The sequence below is a fragment of the Streptomyces sp. CLV115 genome, from assembly GCF_038448545.1.
GTDB lineage: Bacteria > Actinomycetota > Actinomycetes > Streptomycetales > Streptomycetaceae > Streptomyces > Streptomyces sanglieri.
In genome coordinates this window covers 1-19,781 of the sequence record NZ_JBCEWQ010000157.1, presented here as the reverse complement: position 1 = coordinate 19,781, position 19,781 = coordinate 1, and the positions used below count along the sequence as shown (strand labels likewise).

Here is a 19,781-nt window from a genome sequence, read left to right as displayed (position 1 = left end):
CCGGGGAGGGGTCGGGCTCAGGCGCCCGTTCCACCGTGACGTCCGGGGCCGGTTCCGGGGCTGCCAACGGCGCCTGTTCGGAGACCGGTTCGCGTTCGGCCGGTGCTTCGGCGGGGGTGGGTGCGTGGGCGAGGAGGGTGCCGCCGAGGAAGGCGAGGGCGGGCCAGCCGGCGACGAGGATGCGGAGCCAGGCCGGTACGTGGTCCAGGTCGAGGAGTCCGGCGGTGGCGATGTTCGCGCCGAGGGACGCGGCCAGGGCGATCACGAACCAGACCCAGGCGGGGCGGTTGTCGGCGTGGGTGCGCATGCGGCGCCATGCGGCGACGAGCAGCAGGTCCACGCTGATCGGGTAGGCCCATGCCTTCCAGCCGTCCTGTCCGGCCGCCAGGGCCAGATCGTGCAGGTGGGAGAAGGACAGAGCGCCGGCGATGACGGCCTGGACAAGTACGGCGTCGAGGCGGAGGGTGCGGGACACAGGATCACCTCCTTTCGGGGAGGTTGGGCCGAGGCCGGGCGGGATGTCAGTCGACCGCCCTGCGCCGGGGCGAGGAGGGTCAGGACTAGGCGGCGGTACCGGTACCGAAGCAGTTGAGGCAGAGGCCGTCCTGTTGGCCGACCGGGAGGCGCTTGCGGCCGACGCGCACGGTGACCGCGACGTTTCCGGTCCCGTTGCAGGGCTGGCACTTGGCCGGTTCGACCGGCGCGGAAGCCTTCGGGGGCTTGGTGGTCCTCTTGGTGGCCATGGCAGGGGTTTCCTCTCGGGTTCCGGGCATGGGCAGGGTAGGGACCTGGCGCGAAGCGGTCACGCCGACCGTGGAGCAGGGGGTGTTACTCGGTGACCGGCCTCGGCTTGACCAGCGGGGGAGCACCGGCCGGGGCCGTGGCGACGGGAACGGCCGGGCGGAACGGGGCCAGGGCCGGGACGGCGGGGGTGAGGTGCGCGTACTCGTGGCAGATGGCCACCGCGTCGGCCGCGGTCATCTCGGGGGTGCGAATGCGGGACCAGCCGCCGGAGGAGTCGCCGGCCACCGCCACGCCGGGACGGTCCGGCGGGATCAGGGTGACGGCGGAGACCGCTTCGGGCGCGATGTCGCCCAGGCCCATGTCGGCGGTCTGTTTGTCGTTGACCCGGTGGACGACCCGGCCGGTGAGCTGGGCGCGGAGCATGGTGGCGCCCTTGCCGAGTTCGGAGCCGAAGCGCTGCCCGCAGATCTCCAGGTAGATGCCGACCGCACGGGCCATCTGCGCCAGCCGGATCAGATACATCACTATCCGATCGCGGCGTTCCTCGTCCTTCTTCGCGGCGGTGAGGAACAGTTCTGCCACCTCGTCGACCAGGACCACCAGCGGCACGGGCCGCACCTTCGCGGGTAGGTCCCACAGGTCGGAGACCCCGTGATGGCTCAGGATGTCGAAGCGGGCTTCCATCTCCCCAACGAGGACTTCCAGCAGGGACGATGCCTCATCCGGGGTGACCGCCAGGGCGGAGAGCCGGGGTGCGTATCCGCGCTGTTCGACACCGCGCTTGCAGTCGATCCCGACCAGGCCCACCGGGAGTTTCGCGAGACCGGCGATCAGGTTGCGCTGATACATGGACTTGCCCGACTGATTCGCCCCGAGGGTCAGGCCGTGCGGGATCTTGGTGTAGTCGCGGACGAACGCGCTCCCGTCCTCCCGCAACGCCACCGGCACCACCATCGGGCCCGAGGCGAGCTTGCGGGGCAGCCTGCGAGGCATCTTCACCCGCCGCAGCACGTCATAGCCGGTCATGCGCAGTTCGACGAAGCCGGGCTTGGTCTCCACGACGTGCACCGAGTGGACACCCCAGGCGTGGCGAAGCCGTTCCGAGGCGGCAGCGACATCTGCGGGCTCCAGGCCGGCGGGGAGTCGGAGGGTGGCGCGCATCCCGGTGGACGAGCCGCGGACGCGGTGAACCCTCGGAGGTACCGGCTGGACGTCCTGGCGGCGGGCCACGTTGCGGACCATGAACGCCCGCAGGCGAGACGGCTGGACCGTCAGCCCGCACACATCCATCGTGGAGTGGTAGGTGGCCGCGAAACGGACCCGGGCGACCGGGAGGCCGGCCAGCGACCAGAACACGCGAGGAGCGCGAACCTTCGCATAGCCGAGCCCACCCGCAGCCGATAAGACCCCGGCCACCTCAATCACCGTGGCAGTGTCCGACATGATCAGGCACCCGCCGTGATGGCCACTGCGCGGAAGCTGATGCCGTGCCGGGTCTGACCGTTGAACGTGTTCTCCCAGTCCCGGGCCTTCAGGCCGACCACCGTCACCGGCGTCCCCGGGGTCAGCTTCTCCGGGACACCCGTGCTCGGCACCGTCACCTGGTAGAGGTTCCCCTCACCCTCGTCCGAGATCAGCAGACCCACCGTGGACAGCGGGGCACCCGTCTCCCGGTCCATCGCGATCTCGCCGGTCTGCTTGCTCACGAGCTTCGGCGTCGGAGGCGTCGCGACGAACACGACAGCGGTCGAAACGTCGATCTTGAAGGACGGCATGAGGCTTCTCCCTTGAGGAGGTGACTGACTTGGCTAGCCTTGTCGGCTGCATGACCAACGTACGCAGCTTGGCTAGTCATGTCAACCTGGCTATCCTGGCTGCCTCAATGTCGGTTCGGCGGCGTACCATCGCTGCATGACGTTTTCCCCCGATCCCCTGGACCCTGACGACGACCGCCCGCCTTACGAGCAGGTGGCGAGCAGCCTCGGAGCGGCGATCCGGACGCGGAAGATCGCACCCGGGGAGAAACTTCCATCACACAAAGAGCTGACAGAGATGTACAGCTTTGCGCGGGCGACGATCCAACGCGCTCTGAGGGAGCTCGAAGACGAGGGCCTTGTGGTGTCGCGTAAGGGAAGCGGCGTCTTCGTCCGCAACCGGACGGAACGGCCGGCAGGACTACGTCCTTACGTGGAACAGGCGTTCTCCAGCAGCGCTGTCACCATCGACTTCGCTGGGTTCTCCAGTGAGACGCTCCACGGTGCACTTCAGGAACCGCTGGACAAGATCCGAGTCGGCAGGCTGACGCCGTCGAGCATCACAGTTCGCATACTCGTCCCGGACATGTCGGTGCCCCAGGCCGCCCCGGTACGCCGCGAAGACTGTGGTGACGACGAACGCCTACGCGTCCGGATGCACGCCATCATGGTCGGATACGCCCGCAGCATCCGCGACTCGATGGCGGAGTTGAGGCACTTGGGACTGGTGCCCGAAACCAGCGTCGAGGTCAGAGTCCACAGCGGCACGCAGTTCTTCAAGCTGTACGTGATCAATCAGGAAGACGCCTTCTTCGGCTACTACCCGATCAAGCCCAACACGGTTGTAGCCCAAGGAGAACCTATCGAGATCTACGACCTGGTTGGGAAAGACACCGTTCTCTTCCACCACTCCGTCAATGACAGCGAGTCGTCGAGCGGTACACAGCAGGTCCAGCAGGCACGCATGTGGTTCGACAGCGTCTGGGACACCATCGCGAGGGGATTCGATCTCGATGGACAGTGACAACCTCAGCTCGGCGTTGACCGGCACTGCTGCGGTGTTCTTCGACTTCGACGGCCCGCTGTGCGACGTGTTCGCTGGCTACCCCGCGGTGGGAGTCGCAAGGGAACTGGCCCAGCTGGCAACCCAGGCCGAACCCAGCCTCAACGGTAAGTTGAGCGAAACGGATGACCCTCTCGAAGTCCTTCGGCTCACGCACGATGCCAACCCTGAGGTTGGGGCAGAGGTGGAGCGCGCACTCACTGCTGCTGAAGTCAAAGCAGTCGCGGTAGCGGGTGAGCCCACTCCAGGGTCAATCCCGTCGTTGGAAGCGGTACGAGCCTCGGGGCGGAAGATCGCGGTGGTGAGCAACAACTCCGCCGAGTGTGTACGGACGTTCCTGGGTCAGCATGGTCTGACTGGGCATGTGCTGGAGGTGGTGGGGCGCCCTGTGAACCGGCCGAACCTCATGAAACCGAACCCACATTCCCTCATTGCGGCTGCTAACGCACTCGAAGTCGATGTCACCCTGTGCGCCCTTATCGGTGATTCGCTGACGGACATCCAGGCTGCTCACGCGGTCGGCTGCACGGCGATCGGTTATGCCAACAAGCCACGCAAGCGCCAGGCATTCGCCGAGGCAGGAGCCGAAGCGATCACTGAGTCCATGCAGGCCATCGTTGAGGCGATCCGCCCCCAGCCGGTCAGTTGAGGGATCGGCGCTCCCAGAGCTGTTACAGGTTTCTCTACCTCATCAAGGCACCCGGCTGCGCTCCGCTCCGCCGGGCGCGCTTCCCGGCTCTGGCTGCGCCCGCGCTCCTGCCTCCGGCCCGCTCGGCGCTGCCGCCGCCGACGCGCGCCCGCAGTGGATAGGCCCAAGGGCATGAGATGAGAAACACGCCCGCGGCTTCAAGACATGCCTCCGGCGGGGCGCTCAGACTCCGGGATGGGAGGGGCGCCGTTCGCGAGTGCCGGCCGGAGCGTGGTGAGCGTCGTGGGGCTCCCATCCCGACCACCTTCGACCCAGGCAGAGCCGAGCAGTCGCGGCCCAGGGCGTCAAGGTCGTTCGTACAGTGGCGCGCTCCACCTTGACGCCCTGAACCACGCCCGCTCCACGGTGTGTGGGCCGAAGGCGGACGGGATGGGAGCTTGAGAGGTGGGTGGTCAAGGAAGTGGCTGAGGCGTCCGAACTGCGCAGCCGTCGGTTCGTGGACCTGACCAACCACTCTCCGTAGTTACCTCGCTCCAGTAACATCTCCCTATGGATGTTGATCTTAAGGCAATTCAGAACCGCATCATTTCGGGATTTGATGGCTTGGAGGCGCGCCAACTTGCAGCCGTTGAATCTGTCGTTCGTAACATGCATCGAAAGGTCAATTTTCGACCCGGAAACACTACCGAGCTCGTAGGTGATGCATTCCGCGAAGAGATGGCTCTCTTTCTGGTAGTTCATCACGCGCTACATGAACGCGCTCTGAACAAGGAGAATTTCGAATATATCTTTAAGCAATGTTTGATCGCTTCTGGAGACGTCGATGCAAGGCTTAACCCAAACCAGAAGCAGGCGAAATTTGATGTAGAGGGAGGTGGTTACACATGGTCCCTGAAGACGGAAACTGGCGATTCTATGAGTAAGAATCAAGTAAAGGTGGAGAAGTTTACTGAGGCCCTTTGGATTAGGGATAGTTTGACGTCTGAAGATTGTGCCCGCAACGTACGAGAATTGGTAATCCCCCGCCTTTCGGATTACGAAAGAATTGTCGTGCTGAGGGCCAGTAGGGCAGGTGCGTTCATTACGTACAGCCTCGAAGAAATCCCCTGGGGTCTTCTCAATTCATCGCTAGTGTCTCAAACGCGACCGGAAATTTTTTCCAAGGCGCAGAGAGGTAAGAAAGTCGCCAAGAGTTTTGGTGCCAATTACTTCAGGGAGGATGGCGGTACCCGACAGTTCCGAATGTTGTTGGACACTAGTGTTGAGAAAGTTCGGATCTGGTTCGCGCTAAGAGAATGCGTGCATCACGGCTACTGGACTCTTCCGGGATCCACTGCTACCGATGTCTCGAATTTGTCTACAGCAGCAGCAGCTGAGATTCCTCGGCAACCAGATCAGCAACCCTCAGCGACGTACCAGGAAGAATTGCCGATTTGATCTCGGGGGGTTCACTGCTCAGAATCCAAGAGGCTACGTGAGCCAACTGAAAGGAAATCAGCGGTGGCACTGCGTCACCGATTTGCCTATACAGGTTCTTTCGGCTCTGGCCAACGAACCTGTAATGTTCAGGGAACCCCTGAAGAATAGCTAGTTCGCGCACTGTGCACTGGCGGTCTTGTTCGGGGTGTGCATACCTCCCGTTGCCCACGTGGGAGCACTCACGCTTGATTGTGGGAGCAGGGCGATCCCAGTACATCCGTCCATAGACATCGCTATACGCGTTCAGTCGGCCAGCATTTACAGCCTTCCACATCGATGGGATCAGATATTTCTCCGTTTCGGGAGTGCGGAGAAGGTCTGACCAACTCCCGCCATCATGAGGAATTGCTGCGATCCTGGCGAGTGAGTCGCCGGCCAGTGCACTACTAGTATGGTTCGCATCATTTGGGGCCTGGGCGCCGGCAGCTACGGCAGGAAGGTGACTGATCGCACGCCGGACCGTTACCGCTTCTTTTCGCAGTCCGTAACCATTCCAGAGATCCTCGATGGTTAGTGCAGGCAGCCCTGGAGCTGTTGCGGTCACAAGAGCTCGGTCACGCTGCTGCGGCAAGCCGAATTTGCTTAGAGTGTGCGACGACGCGCGAACCGTGTAGCCCATACCCTCCAGAGAGCTTTTGAGAGCCTGATAGTGATGGCGAAAGTTTCCACTGAGAAGTTGTGGAACATTCTCCATCATGAGAATCTTCGGTCTCATTGTTGCTACATGATCTGCGACGCGCGCCACCAGAGAGTTCCTGGGGTCGTCCTGGGCCCAATTTTTAGAGACTGCACGGGAGAACCCGGTACACGGAGGGCATGCCAGAAGGACATCTACTCCTGACGACGGTGCAATACGCTCCGCAAGTTCGTCGGCTCCAATGGCTGCCAGATCCACAGCCAAGGGGGTAATCCCCATGTTTGCTTCGTAGGTGGCGTTGCACCCAATGGCTCCGTGGCCAGTGCTCGGCTTTCCGACTTCAACATCGGCGGCGCCTTGCATCTTAAAGGACGAATGGGCATGGAATCCATAACTCATCCCGCCCCCGCCAGAAAAAAGATCCACAACGGAGTATGCGCCGTTCGAAACCAAGGTAATCTCCCTATTATTCCGCTGAATGATAACGTTGCGTAGTCCTGTAAGTCAAGCCGGCGCGCGACTGAATGCAATTCTATTTCGTGCCTTGCTTGCGGTTGGAGACTTGCCTTCCGGGGGTCGAACTCCGGCTGAATTGGGATTCGTAGTCTTGATTGGCAAAGGGTTGTGTCACCTGGTTACCGAGGCGCGGTCAACGGGGCATCAAAGCGAGGAGTACAGCAGCGCGGTACCGCAACCACGGCAACCGTCCCCGTCCGCTACCGTCTTTACGGGGCCTCGTAGCGGCCGGTATGACCGCTGCTGACCGATCCGGCTAGAGCTACGGATCAGAAGGTTGCAGGTTCGAATCCTGCCGAGTGCACAGCACGCCGGAGGCCCTCAGGAGAAATCCTGAGGGCCTCCGGCTTTTGTGTTCAGGGCCTGGGTGAACGGCCGTGCCGGATGCTTCCGCCGACGCGTCGCCCCATCCCGAACGGGGCGGACGGGCACGTCGGTCAGGCGGCGATGCCGGCGGTCGGCCGGGGGGTGGCGGCCAGGCGGCGGGACCGCACGGCCAGGATGATCATGACTGCCGGGATCAGGAGGTCGTTGACGAGGACTCCGCCGGTGTTGCCGGGGGCGTGGTCTCCGTTGGCGAACCACTGGTAGACGTGGCCGGCCAGGGCTCCCCAGAGGAACATTCCGCCGCCGAGTCCGATGGTGATGCGCTCGCGGGCGGAGGCCGAGGCGGCCCGGAAGCCCATGACGGCCAGCCCGAGGTTGGCGAAGGTGATCTCGAACATGAAGGGCGTCCGGTCGAAGCCGATCGCGGTGGCCATGACGTCCGGGAAGGCGAGGAACGCGACCGTCATCCACAGGCTCCCGCAGCCGAAGGCGCCGATGGCCCACCAGCGCTGCCAGGTCTCCAGCGCCTGCCGGGGCGACTGGGCGTGGCGGGTTTGCACGAAGGCTCCGGCGGTCGGCACCAGGATCCAGACCAGGGGGAACGCGGACCGGGCGAGATGGGAGAAGGTGTCCATGACTTCAGTCTTACCTAGTTAATATTAACAAGTCAATGATGCGGTAGGGTGGTGGTGTGGACGACGGACTCGCAGACCTGCTGCACCGAGTGGTCATGCTGCTGGGCGAAGCGGCGCGACAGCGCAACGACGACCCCGGCGGTCTGACGTACAGCCAGATACGGCTTCTGGGGACGCTGGAGGACATCGAGCCGGTGACGCAGCATCGGCTGGCGCAGGCGCTGTCGGTGTCGGACCCGGCGATCAGCCGGTCGCTGCGGCCGCTCGAAGCGGGTGGCCTGGTGCAGATCACCATCGACCCCGAACACGCGCGGCGGCGGCTGGTCCGCCTCACGGAGGCCGGCCGGAACGCCTTCCACACCGCCGGAAAGCCGCTCTACGACGAGCTGCGCGCCGGGCTTGTCGCGGCCGGGTTCCCCTACGAGCGCTACCTCGAAGACACCCTTCGGCTGGCCGAGTTCCTCGCATCCGAATGAGGGTGCCTCTACGCGTCGAGGGCGATGGTGGTGGCGATGGGCTGGCGGTGCACCGGGCTGCGGTGGCCGGATGTGCAGGGGCCGCCCGTGCTGGGCTGGCGGCGGGGCGGATCCGTACGGGGGAGCGCGCTTGCCCACGGGACGGAGCTCGGGTTCCGGGCCGAGGGGGAGCGCGGGTGCATCGGGGCGCGCGGGAACGTGTGTCCGGTGCGGGCCGTGGTGTCGGGGCGGAGCACGGGGGCGCGGTGTCCGGAGTGTGCGCGGCTGGACCGGGCGCATTCGGTGGCCGCCGACACGATCGCCGACGACCCGAGGACGTACCGGGTGTATCTCGCCTGGTTCGGGCCGGGGATGGTGAAGGTCGGGATCACCGCCGAGCAGCGGGAAGCGGCGCGGCTGCGTGAGCAGGGCGCCGTGGTGTTCAGCTGGCTGGGGCGGGGGCCGTTGATGGCGTGCCGGCGGACCGAGGAGCTGTTGCGGTCGGCGCTCGGGGTGCCGGACCGGATTCCGTACGCGAGGAAGCGGGCCGTGCGCGGGGCGTTGCCGGGGGCGGCGGAGCGCCGTGCCGAGGTGGCGGAGCTGTGCGGGCGGGCCGTGGCGCTGGAGGGGACCGGGTGGCCCCGGTCGCTGGAGCGGCTGCCGTTCGTGGCGGTCGATCACGCCGGGGTGTTCGGGCTCGACGGCGCGGTGGAGGTGGACCGGGCCGTCACCGAGCTGGTGGCCGGGGGCGTGGTCGCGGGGCGGCTGGTGGCGGCGGCCGGTCCCGATCTGCATCTGGCGACGGCGGCGGACGGGGTCGTGGTGCTGGACACCCGGCTGATGACCGGGTGGGAGCTGGTGGCGGCGGACCCGCGGGCCGGGGTGGGAGTACCGGTGACGGATCTCGGGGGCGGTGGCGTGCAGGACGGGCTGTTCTGAGATCGTCGGAGGCGTCCGGACGGTGAGAGGGGCTCGGGATGAGCGCAACGAGTGGCGACGCCGACGACGTCGTACGGTTCTGGCAGCGGCTGGGGCTGCCCGGGATCATCGATGTCCACACCCACTTCATGCCGGAGCGGGTGCTCAGCAAGGTCTGGGCGTACTTCGACTCGGCGGGGCCGCTGACCGGGATGGAGTGGCCGATCGCCTACCGGCACGACGAGGACGAACGCCTCGCGCTGCTGCGTTCGTTCGGCGTGCTCCGGTTCACCTCGATGCTCTACCCGCACAAGGCAGGGATGGCCGCCTGGCTGAACGGCTGGGCGGCCGACTTCGCCCGCCGGGCGCCGGACTGTCTGCACACCGCGACGTTCTTCCCGGAGGAGGGCGTGGAGCGGTATGTGCGCGAGGCAGTCGAGGCGGGCGCGCGGGTCTTCAAGTCGCACGTCCAGGTGGGCGGGTACGACGTCAACGATCCGCTGCTCGATCCGGTCTGGGGGCTGCTCGCGGAGGCCGGGATCCCGGTGGTGACGCACTGCGGCTCGGGGCCGGCGCCCGGCAGGCACACGGGCCCGGAGCCGGTCGGCCGGCTGCTCGCCCGGCATCCCCGGCTGCGGCTGGTCGTGGCCCACATGGGGATGCCGGAGTACGCGGAGTTCCTGGCGCTCGCGGAGACGTACCGGGAGGTGCGGCTCGACACGACGATGGCGTTCACGGACTTCACGGAGGACTTCAGCCCGTTCCCGCCGGACGGACGGGGGCGGCTCGCGGCGCTCGGGGACCGGATCCTGCTGGGCACGGACTTCCCGAACATCCCGTACCCGTACGCCCATCAACTGCACGCGCTGGAAAGGCTGGAGCTGGGGGACGACTGGCTGCGGGCGGTCTGTCACGGGAACGCGAGCGCCTTGTTCGGCCCGGGCCGGCCGCCGTCGGCCGACCGGACCTTTTCTCAGGGAATTCACAGAAACGGGTAAGGGCCCTTTCAGGGGAGCCTCACAGGGTTGGGGCATGACGACGACGACCTCGCCCCAGGGGCGCACCGAACTGCTGAGGGCGGACCGCACCCCGGTCCGTGTGCTGGTGGTGGACGACGAGGCCCCCCTCGCCGAGCTGCTGTCCATGGCCCTGCGCTACGAGGGCTGGGAGGTGCGCAGCGCCGGGGACGGTGCCGGGGCCGTCCGGATGGCGCGCTCCTTCCGGCCCGACGTGGTGATCCTCGATGTGATGCTGCCCGACACGGACGGGTTCGCCGTGCTCGGCAGACTGCGGCGGGAGCTCGCCGAGGTGCCCGTACTGTTCCTGACCGCGCGCGACGCGGTGGAGGACCGGATCGCCGGTCTCACGGCGGGCGGCGACGACTACGTCACCAAGCCGTTCAGCCTGGAGGAGGTCGTGGCGCGACTGCGCGGGCTGATCCGGCGCTCGGGCACGGCGGCGGTGCGCAGCGACTCGTCGCTCGTCGTCGGCGATCTGATGCTCGACGAGGACAGCCACGAGGTCAGCCGGGGCGGTACCTCCATCCACCTCACCGCGACCGAGTTCGAGCTGCTGCGCTTCCTGATGCGCAATCCGCGCCGGGTGCTGAGCAAGGCGCAGATCCTCGACCGGGTGTGGAACTACGACTTCGGCGGACAGGCGAACGTCGTCGAGCTGTACATCTCGTATCTGCGCAAGAAGATCGACGTCGGACGCTCACCGATGATCCACACCCGGCGTGGGGCGGGTTACCTCATCAAGCCCGGTGAGTAGGCGCCCCCGCAGATGGCGGGGGCCGTGGACACTGCGGACCCGGCTGGTGGTCTCGGCGGTCACGTTGATCGCCGTCGTCGCCGCGGTGATCGGGACGGTCACCACCATCGCCTTCCACAGCTACATGTACGGCAAGCTCGACGACCAGCTGCACACCGTCGCCGTGCGGGCCGCGAAGCCGCCCGGCGGGGGCCCGATGCCCGGCGGCGGGGTGCCGCAGAGCCTCGACCCGCTGGCCTTCGTCGACTCCCGCGGACTGCCCGTCGGCGCCTTCGGAGCGGTGCTGGAGGACGGCGCGGTCAGCGAGTCGCGCGTGGTCGTGGCGAGCACCACCGCGCCGGGGCCCGGCTCCGAGGACAGCGGACAGCCGATGACCGCCGCCCAGCGCAGGGCACTGGAGGCGGCCGATCTCTCCGTCGGGGAGAACGCGCGCACCGTCGACCTGCCGGGGCTCGGGGCCAACCGGGTCGAGGCCGTCACCGATCCGCACGGTGCCACCGTCCTGGTCGGCCTGCCCGCCGCCGAGGTGGGCTCCGCGATCACCACCCTGCTCCTCGTCGAGGTCTGCGTCACCGGCGCCGGGCTGATCGCGGCCGGGATCGCCGGCGCCGCCATGGTCGGCGTCGCGCTGCGACCGCTGCGCCGGGTCGCCGCGACCGCGACCAGGGTCTCCGAACTCCCGCTGCACAGCGGAGAGGTGGCCCTGCTGGAACGGGTTCCGCAGGCCCAGGCCGATCCGCGTACCGAGGTCGGCCAGGTGGGCGCGGCGCTCAACCGGATGCTGGGCCACGTCGGTTCGGCGCTGGAGGCCCGGCAGGAGAGCGAGACACGGGTCCGTCAGTTCGTCGCGGACGCCAGCCATGAGCTGCGCACCCCGCTCGCCTCGATCCGCGGATACGCCGAACTGACCCGGCGCGGCCGCGAGGAGACCGGCCCCGACACCCGGCACGCCCTGGGGCGGATCGAGTCCGAGGCGGAGCGGATGACGGGCATGGTGGAGGATCTGCTGCTGCTCGCCCGGCTGGACGCCGGACGCCCGCTCGGCCTGGAGAGCACCGACCTCTCCCCGGTCGTCGTCGACGCGCTGAGCGATGCCCGTGCCGCCGGTAGCAGCGGCCACCACTGGCGCCTCGAACTGCCGGACGAGCCAGCGACCGTGCACGGTGATCCGCCCCGGCTCCACCAGGTGCTGGTCAACCTGCTGGCGAACGCCCGTACCCACACTCCGCCCGGCACCACGGTCACGGTCCGGGTGCGGTGCGCGGCCGGCCGGCCGTGGGTGACGCTGGAGGTCCAGGACGACGGGCCCGGCATTCCGCCGGAGCTGCTGCCGCACGTCTTCGAACGGTTCGCCCGCGGGGACGCCTCGCGCTCCCGCAACGCCGGCTCCACCGGGCTCGGGCTCGCCATCGTGCAGGCTGTTGTCGCCGCGCACGGCGGCCGGGCCGAGGTGGACTCGGCGCCGGGACGCACGGTGTTCGCCGTCCACCTGCCCGCGGAACCCGCGGCCGGCCGGTACCCGCAGCAGGCCGGTCCGTACGCGCAGCCCGCGGGCTCGTACGCGCAGTAGGCCGGCTCGCACTCTCCGCGGACCGGTCGGTACTCCCGCGGACCGGTCGGTACTCCCGCAGACCGTTCGGTACTCCCGCAGACCGGTCAGTACTCCCAGCAGGCCGGCCCGCCCCCCCGCAGACCGGTCCGTACTCCCCGCAGGTCGGTCCGTACTCCCGTGGACCGGGCCGTACTCACAGCCGGGGGACAGGTTCAGCACACCGGTGTGACAGCGGGGTTGGCGAGTGTCGGTCACATGCGAACCGACACTCCCTGGGGCACCCTGCCGGCCCGGGACCACCTCCTCGCCGGAGCGGTCGATGCGGCGGGTGCACCCGTACTCGATGTGGTGGTACCCGTCTACAACGAGGAGAAGGACCTCGAACCGTGTGTGCTGCGCCTGCACGACCATCTGGCGCGCACCTTCCCGTACAGCTTCCGGATCACCGTCGCGGACAACGCCAGCACCGACCGGACGCCGGAGGTGGCGGCCCGGCTCGCGGCGGCGCTGCCCCGGGTGCGGTCGTACCGGCTGGAGGAGAAGGGCCGGGGGCGGGCGCTGCGCACCGTCTGGTCGCATTCGGACGCGCCGGTCCTGGCCTACATGGACGTCGATCTGTCCACCGACCTCAACGCGCTGCTGCCGCTGGTCGCCCCGCTGATCTCGGGCCACTCCGACCTGGCCATCGGCTCCCGGCTGAGCCGTGGTTCGCGGGTGGTGCGGGGGTCGAAGCGGGAGTTCGTCTCGCGCGCCTACAACCTCATTCTCCGCTCGTCGCTGGCCGCCCGGTTCAGCGACGCGCAGTGCGGGTTCAAGGCCGTCCGGCGCGATGTCGCGGAGCGGCTGCTGCCGATGGTGGAGGACTCGGGGTGGTTCTTCGACACCGAGCTGCTGGTGCTCGCCGAGCGTGCCGGGCTGCGCATCCACGAGGTGCCGGTCGACTGGGTCGACGACCCCGACTCCACCGTCCACATCGTGCGGACGGCGACCGAGGACCTGAAGGGCGTGTGGCGGGTGGGGCGGGCGCTGGCGGTCGGCGCACTGCCGCTGGACCGGCTGGCCCGGCCCTTCGGGGACGATCCGCGTGACCGTGCGCTGAGCGGGGTACCGGGCGGACTGGCCCGTCAGCTCGTCGGGTTCTGCGTCGTCGGCGCCCTTTCCACGCTCGTCTACCTCGCCCTGTACTCGCTGTTCCGGCTGGGCGTCGGCCCGCAGCTCGCCAACGGCGGCGCGCTGCTGGTGTCGGCCGTCGCCAACACGGCGGCCAACCGGAGGCTCACGTTCGGCGTACGGGGCCGGGGCGGCGCCGTCCGCCACCAGGCACAGGGCCTGGTCGTCTTCGCCATCGGCCTCGCGCTGACCAGCGGATCACTGGCCGCACTGGGGGCGGCGTCCGGATCCCCGTCGCACGGCACGGAGCTCGCCGTGCTGATCGCGGCCAACCTCGCGGCGACGGTGCTGCGGTTCCTGCTCTTCCGCGCCTGGGTCTTCCCGGACCGGGCGGACCGGAGCCGCGAGGTGTACGGGGACGGCCCGGCCGCGGCCGCTCCGCCGGCCGGGCACGCCGATGACACTCACCACGAACTGGGGAACGTCCGATGACCACGCTGCATCCCGACCACCTTCCGGCCCCGCCGGGCCCGCCGGCACCCGCGCCGGCCGGCGCCCCGGCCCACGGACGCCCGGCCAGCTCCCCGGCGCACCGCATCCTGCGGGGCAGGCCGGAGGACCCGCGCTGGGCGCGGCCGGCGTTCCTCGTGCTGCTGCTGGTCATCGCGGGCGCGTACCTGTGGAACCTCAGCGCCTCCGGCTACGCCAACTCCTTCTACTCCGCCGCCGCGCAGGCGGGCAGCCGCAGCTGGAAGGCCTTCTTCTTCGGCTCGCTGGACGCGGCCAACGCCATCACCGTCGACAAGCCCCCGGCCTCCCTCTGGCCGATGGCCCTGTCGGTGCGTGTCCTCGGCCTCAACTCCTGGGCGATCCTGCTCCCGCAGGTGCTGATGGGGGTGGCCACGGCCGGGGTGCTGTACGCGGCCGTGCGCCGCCGCTTCAACGCCGTCGCCGGGCTGATCGCGATGGTGGTGTTCGCGCTCACGCCGGTGGCCGCGCTGATGTTCCGCTTCAACAATCCGGACGCGCTGCTGGCGCTGCTGATGACCGTCACGGTCTACTGCGTGCTGCGCGCACTGGAGCACGGCCGCACCAAGTGGCTGGTGTGGGCGGGAGCCGCGGTCGGGTTCGCGTTCCTGGCGAAGACCCTGCAGGCGTTCCTGATCCTGCCTCCGCTGGCCGTGCTGTACGCGCTGTGCGCGCCGGTTCCGGTACGCCGACGGCTCGGCCAGCTCGGGCTCTCGGCCCTCGTGACGGTCGTCGCGGGCGGCTGGTGGGTCGCGATCGTCGAACTGTGGCCCGCCTCGTCCCGCCCGTACATCGGCGGCTCGCAGAACAACTCCTTCCTCGAACTGACCTTCGGCTACAACGGCCTGGGCCGGATCAACGGCGACGAGACCGGCAGCGTCGGCGGCGGGGGCGGTCCGGGCGGCGGGTCCGGCGGCCAGTGGGGCGAGACCGGAATCGGCCGGATGTTCAACTCCGAGATCGGCGGGCAGATCTCCTGGCTGCTGCCCGCCGCACTGATCCTGCTGGTCGCGGGCGTCTGGCTGACCTGGCGGGCGAAGCGCACCGACACGGCCCGTGCGGCGTTCCTCGCCTGGGGCGGCTCGTTGCTGATGACGGCGGTCGTCTTCAGCTTCATGGCCGGCATCTTCCACCAGTACTACACGGTGGCCCTCGCCCCGTACATCGCGGCGCTGATCGGCATGGGCGCCACGGTCCTGTGGGAGGAGCGGTCCCGCTGGTGGGCGGGCGCCACGCTCGGCGGCGCGGTCGCCCTGACGGCGTACTGGTCGTACGTACTGCTGGGCCGGACCACGGACTACCTGCCGTGGCTGCGCACGGCCGTGCTCGTCGCCGGGATCGCCGGCGCGGCGGGGCTGCTGCTCGCGTCCCGGACGGGGCGCCGGGTGGCGCTCGTCGCCGTGGTCCTGGGCTTCGCCGCGTCACTGGCCGGGCCGACCGCGTACGCCGTGAGCACGCTGAACACCGGGCACCAGGGCTCGATCGTCACGGCCGGCCCGTCCGGCGGTGGCATGGGCGGCCCCGGCGGCGGTGGCCGCGGTGGTGGCCCCGGCGGCGGGATGCGATTCCCGGGGCAGGGCGGTCAGCAGGGCAGTCAACAAGGCAACCAGCAGGGCGGCGGCATGGGCCGGCCCCCGACCGGCACCCCGCCCGGTCAGGGGCAGGGTCAAGGCCAGGGCCAGGGCCAGGGCCAGGGCCAGGCGAACGGTCTGCCCGGCACCTCGCAGAACGGACAGCAGCCCGGTGCGATGCCCGGCATGGGCACGGGCATGGGCATGGGCATGGGCGAGGGCTTCGGTGGAGGCGAAGGTGGTGGAGGCGGCGGCATGGGCGGACTGCTCGACGGCGCGTCCGTCGGCACCGAGGCCAAGGAGCTCCTGGAGAAGAACGCCGGGGACTACACCTGGGCCGCCGCGGCCATCGGCTCGCAGAACGCCGCGAGCTACCAACTCGCCACCGGTGACCCGGTGATGGCGATCGGCGGCTTCAACGGAAGCGACCCGTCCCCGACGCTCGCCCAGTTCAAGCAGTACGTCGAGGACGGCCGGATCCACTACTTCATCTCCGGCGGCATGGGCGGGGGCGGCGGCATGGGCGGCGGCAACGGCACCTCCTCGCAGATCTCCTCCTGGGTGGAGGCGAACTTCAAGAAGGTCACGGCCGGCAGCGCCACCTTCTACGACCTGACCCGGCCGGAGAAGAGCGGCTGAGGCTCAGCGCCGCAGCAACAGGTCCGCGACGACAGGGCGGTGGTCCGAGGCGAGTGTCTCGGCCACCGCCGCGTCGCGTACCCGCACGGTGTCCCTCGACACCGCCACGTAGTCGATCCGCTGCACCGGATCCTGCGCCGGGTACGTGGGACCGCCGGGCTCCACGTCGTCGAGCTCCTGCCACAGCGGGGCTAGTTCGGGCGCGGTCGGCGCCGCGTTGAAGTCGCCGAGCAGGACCTGCCGCACCGGCCCCCGCTCCGACCCCCGGTCCTCGGCCATGATCCGGCGGGTGTCGGCCACCTGGGCGATCCGGACGGACGGGTCGCCCCGGTAGTCGAGGTGCGTCGCGTACACGTGCACGGGCAGCCCCTTCACCCGCACCACCACCTCACCGAAGCCGGGCGCTGGCGCCGGCACCGGGTTCGGGTCCTGGGTGGAGAGCCGGGTGATGTCGTGGTTCTCGGCGCTCACGACCGGGTACCGGGACAGCACCGCGACGCCGAACTCCCGCTTCGGCGCACCCGGCGTCATCGGGTCGAGGCGGTAGATCGGGGCGAACGACACCCGCATGCCCAGCCGTTCGGCCAGCTCACCGGCCAGGTCGCGCCACTGGCTGCGGTCGCCCCAGTGGACGTCGACCTCCTGGAGCCCGATCACATCGGCGTCCAGCGAGCGCAGCTCGGCGGTCTGCCGGTCGAGATCGAAGACGTTGTCCATGCCGGCGCCCGCATGGATGTTGTACGTGGCCACGCGCAGCGGCACCGAGTGCCCGTGCCCCTGGCCGGCCGCTGCCGCGGGCGGTACCAGGGCGGTCACCGACAGCCCTGCCGCGACGAGCACTTCCACCGTACGACGACGCAGTGACATACCACTCCAGCCCTTGTCGGATCAGCGGCGAGCACGGTACCGCGGGTAAATGCGTTGTACGCCGTACAGGAGTAGCTATACGGTGTACGGCGCCACTACTCGTACACCGTATAAGGGATCAGGAGTCCGTATGACGGCGACCGCCGCCGAGCAGAACCACCTCTCGTCGCCGAGCCATCCGCAACGCTGGCTGATCCTCGGCGTCATCTGTCTCGCCCAGCTCACGGTGCTGCTCGACAACACCGTCCTCAACGTCGCGATCCCCTCCCTCACCCGGGAGCTGGACGCCTCCACCGCCGATGTGCAGTGGATGATCAACGCCTATTCGCTGGTCCAGTCGGGCCTGCTGCTCACGGCCGGCAGTTCCGCCGACCGCTACGGCCGCAAGAAGATGCTGATCACCGGGCTCGCCCTGTTCGGCATCGGCTCGCTGGTGGCCGGGCTGGCCCAGACCTCCGTACAGCTGATCGCCGCCCGTGCGGGCATGGGAATCGGCGGTGCGCTGCTGATGACCACGACGCTCGCCGTCGTCGTGCAGATCTTCGACGAGACCGAACGCGTCAAGGCGATCGGCATCTGGTCGACCGTCAGCTCGCTCGGGTTCGCCGTCGGGCCGCTGGTCGGCGGAGTGATGCTCGACCACTTCTGGTGGGGCGCGATCTTCCTGATCAACATCCCGGTCGCGGTCGTCGGGCTGGTCGCCGTGGCCCGGCTCGTCCCGGAGTCCAGGAGCGCCGGCGGCGAGCGCCCCGACCTGCTCGGCGCCCTGCTCTCCACCATCGGCATGGCATCCGTCGTGTACGCGATCATCTCCGGCCCGGGGCACGGCTGGACGTCGGGCCAGGTGCTGCTGACGGCCTTCGTCGGGGTCGCCGTCCTCACCGGCTTCGTGCTGTGGGAGCTGCACATCCCGTACCCGATGCTGGATATGCACTTCTTCCGGAACCAGAAGTTCATCGGGGCGGTCGCCGGCGCGATCCTGGTCGCCTTCGGGATGGGCGGCTCGCTCTTCCTGCTCACCCAGCAGCTCCAGTTCGTGCTCGGCTACGAGCCGTTGGAGGCCGGCCTGCGCACGGCCCCGCTGGCGCTGAGCGTCGTCGCGCTCAACCTCACCGGCCTGGGCGCCAGGCTGGTGCCCAAGCTGGGTACGCCGGTCACCATCGCGTCCGGGATGAGCCTGCTGGCCGCGGGCCTGGCCGCGATCGCGCTGCTCGGCGGCGACGGCTACGGCGGCATGCTGCTCGGCCTGGTCGTGATGGGCGCGGGCATCGCGCTCGCCATGCCCGCCATGGCCAACGCGATCATGAGCGCCATTCCGCCGGAGAAGGCCGGGGTGGGCGCCGGGGTCAACGGCACGCTCGCCGAGTTCGGCAACGGTCTGGGGGTCGCCGTCCTCGGCGCGGTGCTCAACTCGCGGTTCGCGGCCCTGGTGCCGGCGGCCGTCGGGGCGGCCTCGCTGCCCGCCGCGCTCGCCTCGGCGGGCGACGCCGGTGAGCGGGCCCGGATCACGGACGCCTTCGCCTCGGGCCTGGAGACCAGCCAGCTCTTCGGAGCGGTCGCGGTGCTGGTCGGCGGCCTGCTCGCCGCCGTGCTGCTGCGCCGCGCGGAGCGGACGGAATCCGCCCGTGCGGACTCCACCGGGACCGCAGCGGCGGCATAGCATCGGGGAGGGGCGCGCCGGACGGTAAGGGTCCGCTCCGTGCGCGGGTCACGCGTACGCGGCCCGGTCCGCCCCGCCGGCAAGACGAGGAGAGTGCGCCATGGTGTCTGCGGCCGACCGCGTGAAGAACCCCGCCAGGACCAGCGTGTGGCTGGATCAGCGGACACCGTCGCGCACCCGCAAACCGGACCAGGCGGCGGGCCTGGACCGGGAAAAAATCACGGCGACCTCGGTCCGGCTGCTGGACGCCGAGGGACTCGCCAAGTTCTCCATGCGCAGGCTCGCCGCCGAGCTCGACGTCACCGCGATGTCCCTGTACTGGTACGTGGACACCAAGGACGACCTGCTGGAACTGGCCCTGGACTCGGTCTACAGGGAGTTCACGCCCCCGCAGGAGGACGCGCACTGGCACGACCGGCTGCGCGGGCTGGCCACCGAGTACCGGCAGCTGCTCGTCCGGCACGTCTGGGTGTCCACGCTCGCCGGGCACTTCCTCAACATCGGCCCGCACGCGATGCTGATGTCGTACGCCGTCCAGGACGTGATCCGGGCTACCGGCCTGCCGCTGGAACACCAGACCGGCGCGCTCTCCGCGGTCTTCCAGTTCGTGTACGGATTCGGCACGGTCGAGGGCCACTTCGCGCAGCGCAGCGCGGCGGCGGGAATCAGCCAGGAGCAGTACTACCGGCAGGCGATGGCCACGATCCGCGACCAGCCGCATCTCAGCGACATCATGGAGTCCTCGCAGGAAGTGATGGACGCCCGCGGCGGCGACACGGTCGAGGAGATGCGCGACCGGGACTTCACCTTCGCCCTGGACCTGCTGATCGCGGGCATCGAGGCGATGCGGGACCGCTGAGGGGCGGTGCGGGACGGCCGGGGGCGGTGCGGGACGGCCGAGGGG

The 19,781-nt window shown here is 68.9% G+C and carries 19 protein-coding genes; 12 read left to right on the top strand and 7 right to left on the bottom strand.

Annotated features, from left to right (window positions below; all coding sequences use genetic code 11):
* The 4 genes from AADR41_RS34610 to AADR41_RS34595 form a co-directional block, all read right to left on the bottom strand.
* Positions 1 to 475, bottom strand: a 475-nt coding sequence (locus tag AADR41_RS34610; RefSeq protein ID WP_342285851.1) for a DUF2637 domain-containing protein, incomplete at its 3' end; no start/stop codon positions are given.
* Positions 476 to 560: 85 nt separating this feature from the next.
* A complete protein-coding gene (locus AADR41_RS34605; protein WP_342285850.1) occupies positions 561 to 743 on the bottom strand; it encodes a hypothetical protein in 183 nt (60 codons plus the stop codon).
* 85 nt (positions 744 to 828) lie between these two features.
* Complete coding sequence (locus tag AADR41_RS34600; RefSeq protein WP_342285849.1) at positions 829 to 2,187, bottom strand: FtsK/SpoIIIE domain-containing protein; 1,359 nt, start codon at positions 2,185 to 2,187, stop codon at positions 829 to 831.
* Between the two features lie 2 nt (positions 2,188 to 2,189).
* Positions 2,190 to 2,519, bottom strand: coding sequence for an SCO3933 family regulatory protein (locus AADR41_RS34595; RefSeq protein WP_342285847.1), 330 nt, complete (start codon positions 2,517 to 2,519; stop codon positions 2,190 to 2,192).
* 136 nt (positions 2,520 to 2,655) lie between these two features.
* Between AADR41_RS34595 and AADR41_RS34590 the strand changes: the two genes are divergently transcribed.
* The 3 genes from AADR41_RS34590 to AADR41_RS34580 all read left to right on the top strand — a co-directional run bounded on the left by AADR41_RS34590 (position 2,656) and on the right by AADR41_RS34580 (position 5,647).
* Positions 2,656 to 3,522 (top strand): GntR family transcriptional regulator, encoded by an 867-nt coding sequence (locus tag AADR41_RS34590; protein ID WP_342285845.1) that lies wholly within the window; start codon positions 2,656 to 2,658, stop codon positions 3,520 to 3,522.
* Positions 3,512 to 4,210 carry an HAD family hydrolase gene (locus AADR41_RS34585; RefSeq protein ID WP_342285843.1) on the top strand — a complete coding sequence of 233 codons (699 nt, stop codon included), beginning with the start codon at positions 3,512 to 3,514 and terminating at the stop codon, positions 4,208 to 4,210. Before AADR41_RS34590 ends, AADR41_RS34585 begins: the two co-directional genes overlap by 11 nt.
* A gap of 549 nt (positions 4,211 to 4,759) precedes the next feature.
* Entirely contained in the window at positions 4,760 to 5,647 is an 888-nt protein-coding gene (locus AADR41_RS34580) for a hypothetical protein (RefSeq protein WP_342285842.1), read from the top strand.
* On the opposite strand, the gene AADR41_RS43020 is transcribed toward AADR41_RS34580, so the two are convergent.
* Together AADR41_RS43020 and AADR41_RS34575 are read right to left on the bottom strand one after the other, a co-directional pair.
* Positions 5,568 to 6,752, bottom strand: coding sequence for a DNA cytosine methyltransferase (locus AADR41_RS43020; RefSeq protein WP_446751156.1), 1,185 nt, complete (start codon positions 6,750 to 6,752; stop codon positions 5,568 to 5,570). The two genes, AADR41_RS34580 and AADR41_RS43020, sit on opposite strands and share 80 nt — an antisense overlap.
* 527 nt (positions 6,753 to 7,279) lie before the next feature.
* Positions 7,280 to 7,804, bottom strand: a complete 525-nt coding sequence (locus AADR41_RS34575) for a DUF6790 family protein (RefSeq protein WP_342285840.1) — start codon at positions 7,802 to 7,804, stop codon at positions 7,280 to 7,282.
* A 56-nt stretch (positions 7,805 to 7,860) separates the two neighbouring features.
* On the opposite strand from AADR41_RS34575, the gene AADR41_RS34570 reads away from it, so the two are divergent.
* The 7 genes from AADR41_RS34570 (at position 7,861) to AADR41_RS34540 (ending at position 16,350) form a co-directional block, all read left to right on the top strand.
* Positions 7,861 to 8,280: a MarR family winged helix-turn-helix transcriptional regulator gene (locus AADR41_RS34570; RefSeq protein WP_342285838.1), complete on the top strand. Its 420-nt coding sequence runs from the start codon at positions 7,861 to 7,863 to the stop codon at positions 8,278 to 8,280.
* A 36-nt stretch (positions 8,281 to 8,316) separates the two neighbouring features.
* Positions 8,317 to 9,198, top strand: coding sequence for a DUF2797 domain-containing protein (locus AADR41_RS34565; protein WP_342285836.1), 882 nt, complete (start codon positions 8,317 to 8,319; stop codon positions 9,196 to 9,198).
* Positions 9,199 to 9,236: 38 nt separating this feature from the next.
* Positions 9,237 to 10,175, top strand: a complete 939-nt coding sequence (locus AADR41_RS34560) for an amidohydrolase family protein (RefSeq protein WP_342285835.1) — start codon at positions 9,237 to 9,239, stop codon at positions 10,173 to 10,175.
* Between the two features lie 34 nt (positions 10,176 to 10,209).
* Positions 10,210 to 10,950 carry a response regulator transcription factor gene (locus AADR41_RS34555; RefSeq protein ID WP_342285834.1) on the top strand — a complete coding sequence of 247 codons (741 nt, stop codon included), beginning with the start codon at positions 10,210 to 10,212 and terminating at the stop codon, positions 10,948 to 10,950.
* Positions 10,943 to 12,520, top strand: coding sequence for a HAMP domain-containing sensor histidine kinase (locus tag AADR41_RS34550; protein ID WP_342285832.1), 1,578 nt, complete (start codon positions 10,943 to 10,945; stop codon positions 12,518 to 12,520). The genes AADR41_RS34555 and AADR41_RS34550 overlap by 8 nt, the downstream gene beginning before the upstream one ends.
* Positions 12,521 to 12,757: 237 nt before the next feature.
* Positions 12,758 to 14,104: a bifunctional glycosyltransferase family 2/GtrA family protein gene (locus AADR41_RS34545; RefSeq protein ID WP_342285830.1), complete on the top strand. Its 1,347-nt coding sequence runs from the start codon at positions 12,758 to 12,760 to the stop codon at positions 14,102 to 14,104.
* Positions 14,101 to 16,350, top strand: coding sequence for an ArnT family glycosyltransferase (locus tag AADR41_RS34540; RefSeq protein WP_342285829.1), 2,250 nt, complete (start codon positions 14,101 to 14,103; stop codon positions 16,348 to 16,350). The genes AADR41_RS34545 and AADR41_RS34540 overlap by 4 nt, the downstream gene beginning before the upstream one ends.
* A 3-nt stretch (positions 16,351 to 16,353) precedes the next feature.
* On the opposite strand, the gene AADR41_RS34535 is transcribed toward AADR41_RS34540, so the two are convergent.
* Positions 16,354 to 17,217 carry an endonuclease/exonuclease/phosphatase family protein gene (locus tag AADR41_RS34535; RefSeq protein ID WP_342285828.1) on the bottom strand — a complete coding sequence of 288 codons (864 nt, stop codon included), beginning with the start codon at positions 17,215 to 17,217 and terminating at the stop codon, positions 16,354 to 16,356.
* Between the two features lie 130 nt (positions 17,218 to 17,347).
* Here AADR41_RS34535 and AADR41_RS34530 point away from each other — a divergent pair, with 130 nt between their 5' ends.
* Positions 17,348 to 18,877: an MFS transporter gene (locus AADR41_RS34530; RefSeq protein WP_342285827.1), complete on the top strand. Its 1,530-nt coding sequence runs from the start codon at positions 17,348 to 17,350 to the stop codon at positions 18,875 to 18,877.
* A 100-nt stretch (positions 18,878 to 18,977) separates the two neighbouring features.
* Positions 18,978 to 19,736: a TetR/AcrR family transcriptional regulator gene (locus AADR41_RS34525; protein ID WP_342285825.1), complete on the top strand. Its 759-nt coding sequence runs from the start codon at positions 18,978 to 18,980 to the stop codon at positions 19,734 to 19,736.
* The last annotated feature ends 45 nt before the right edge of the window (positions 19,737 to 19,781 follow it).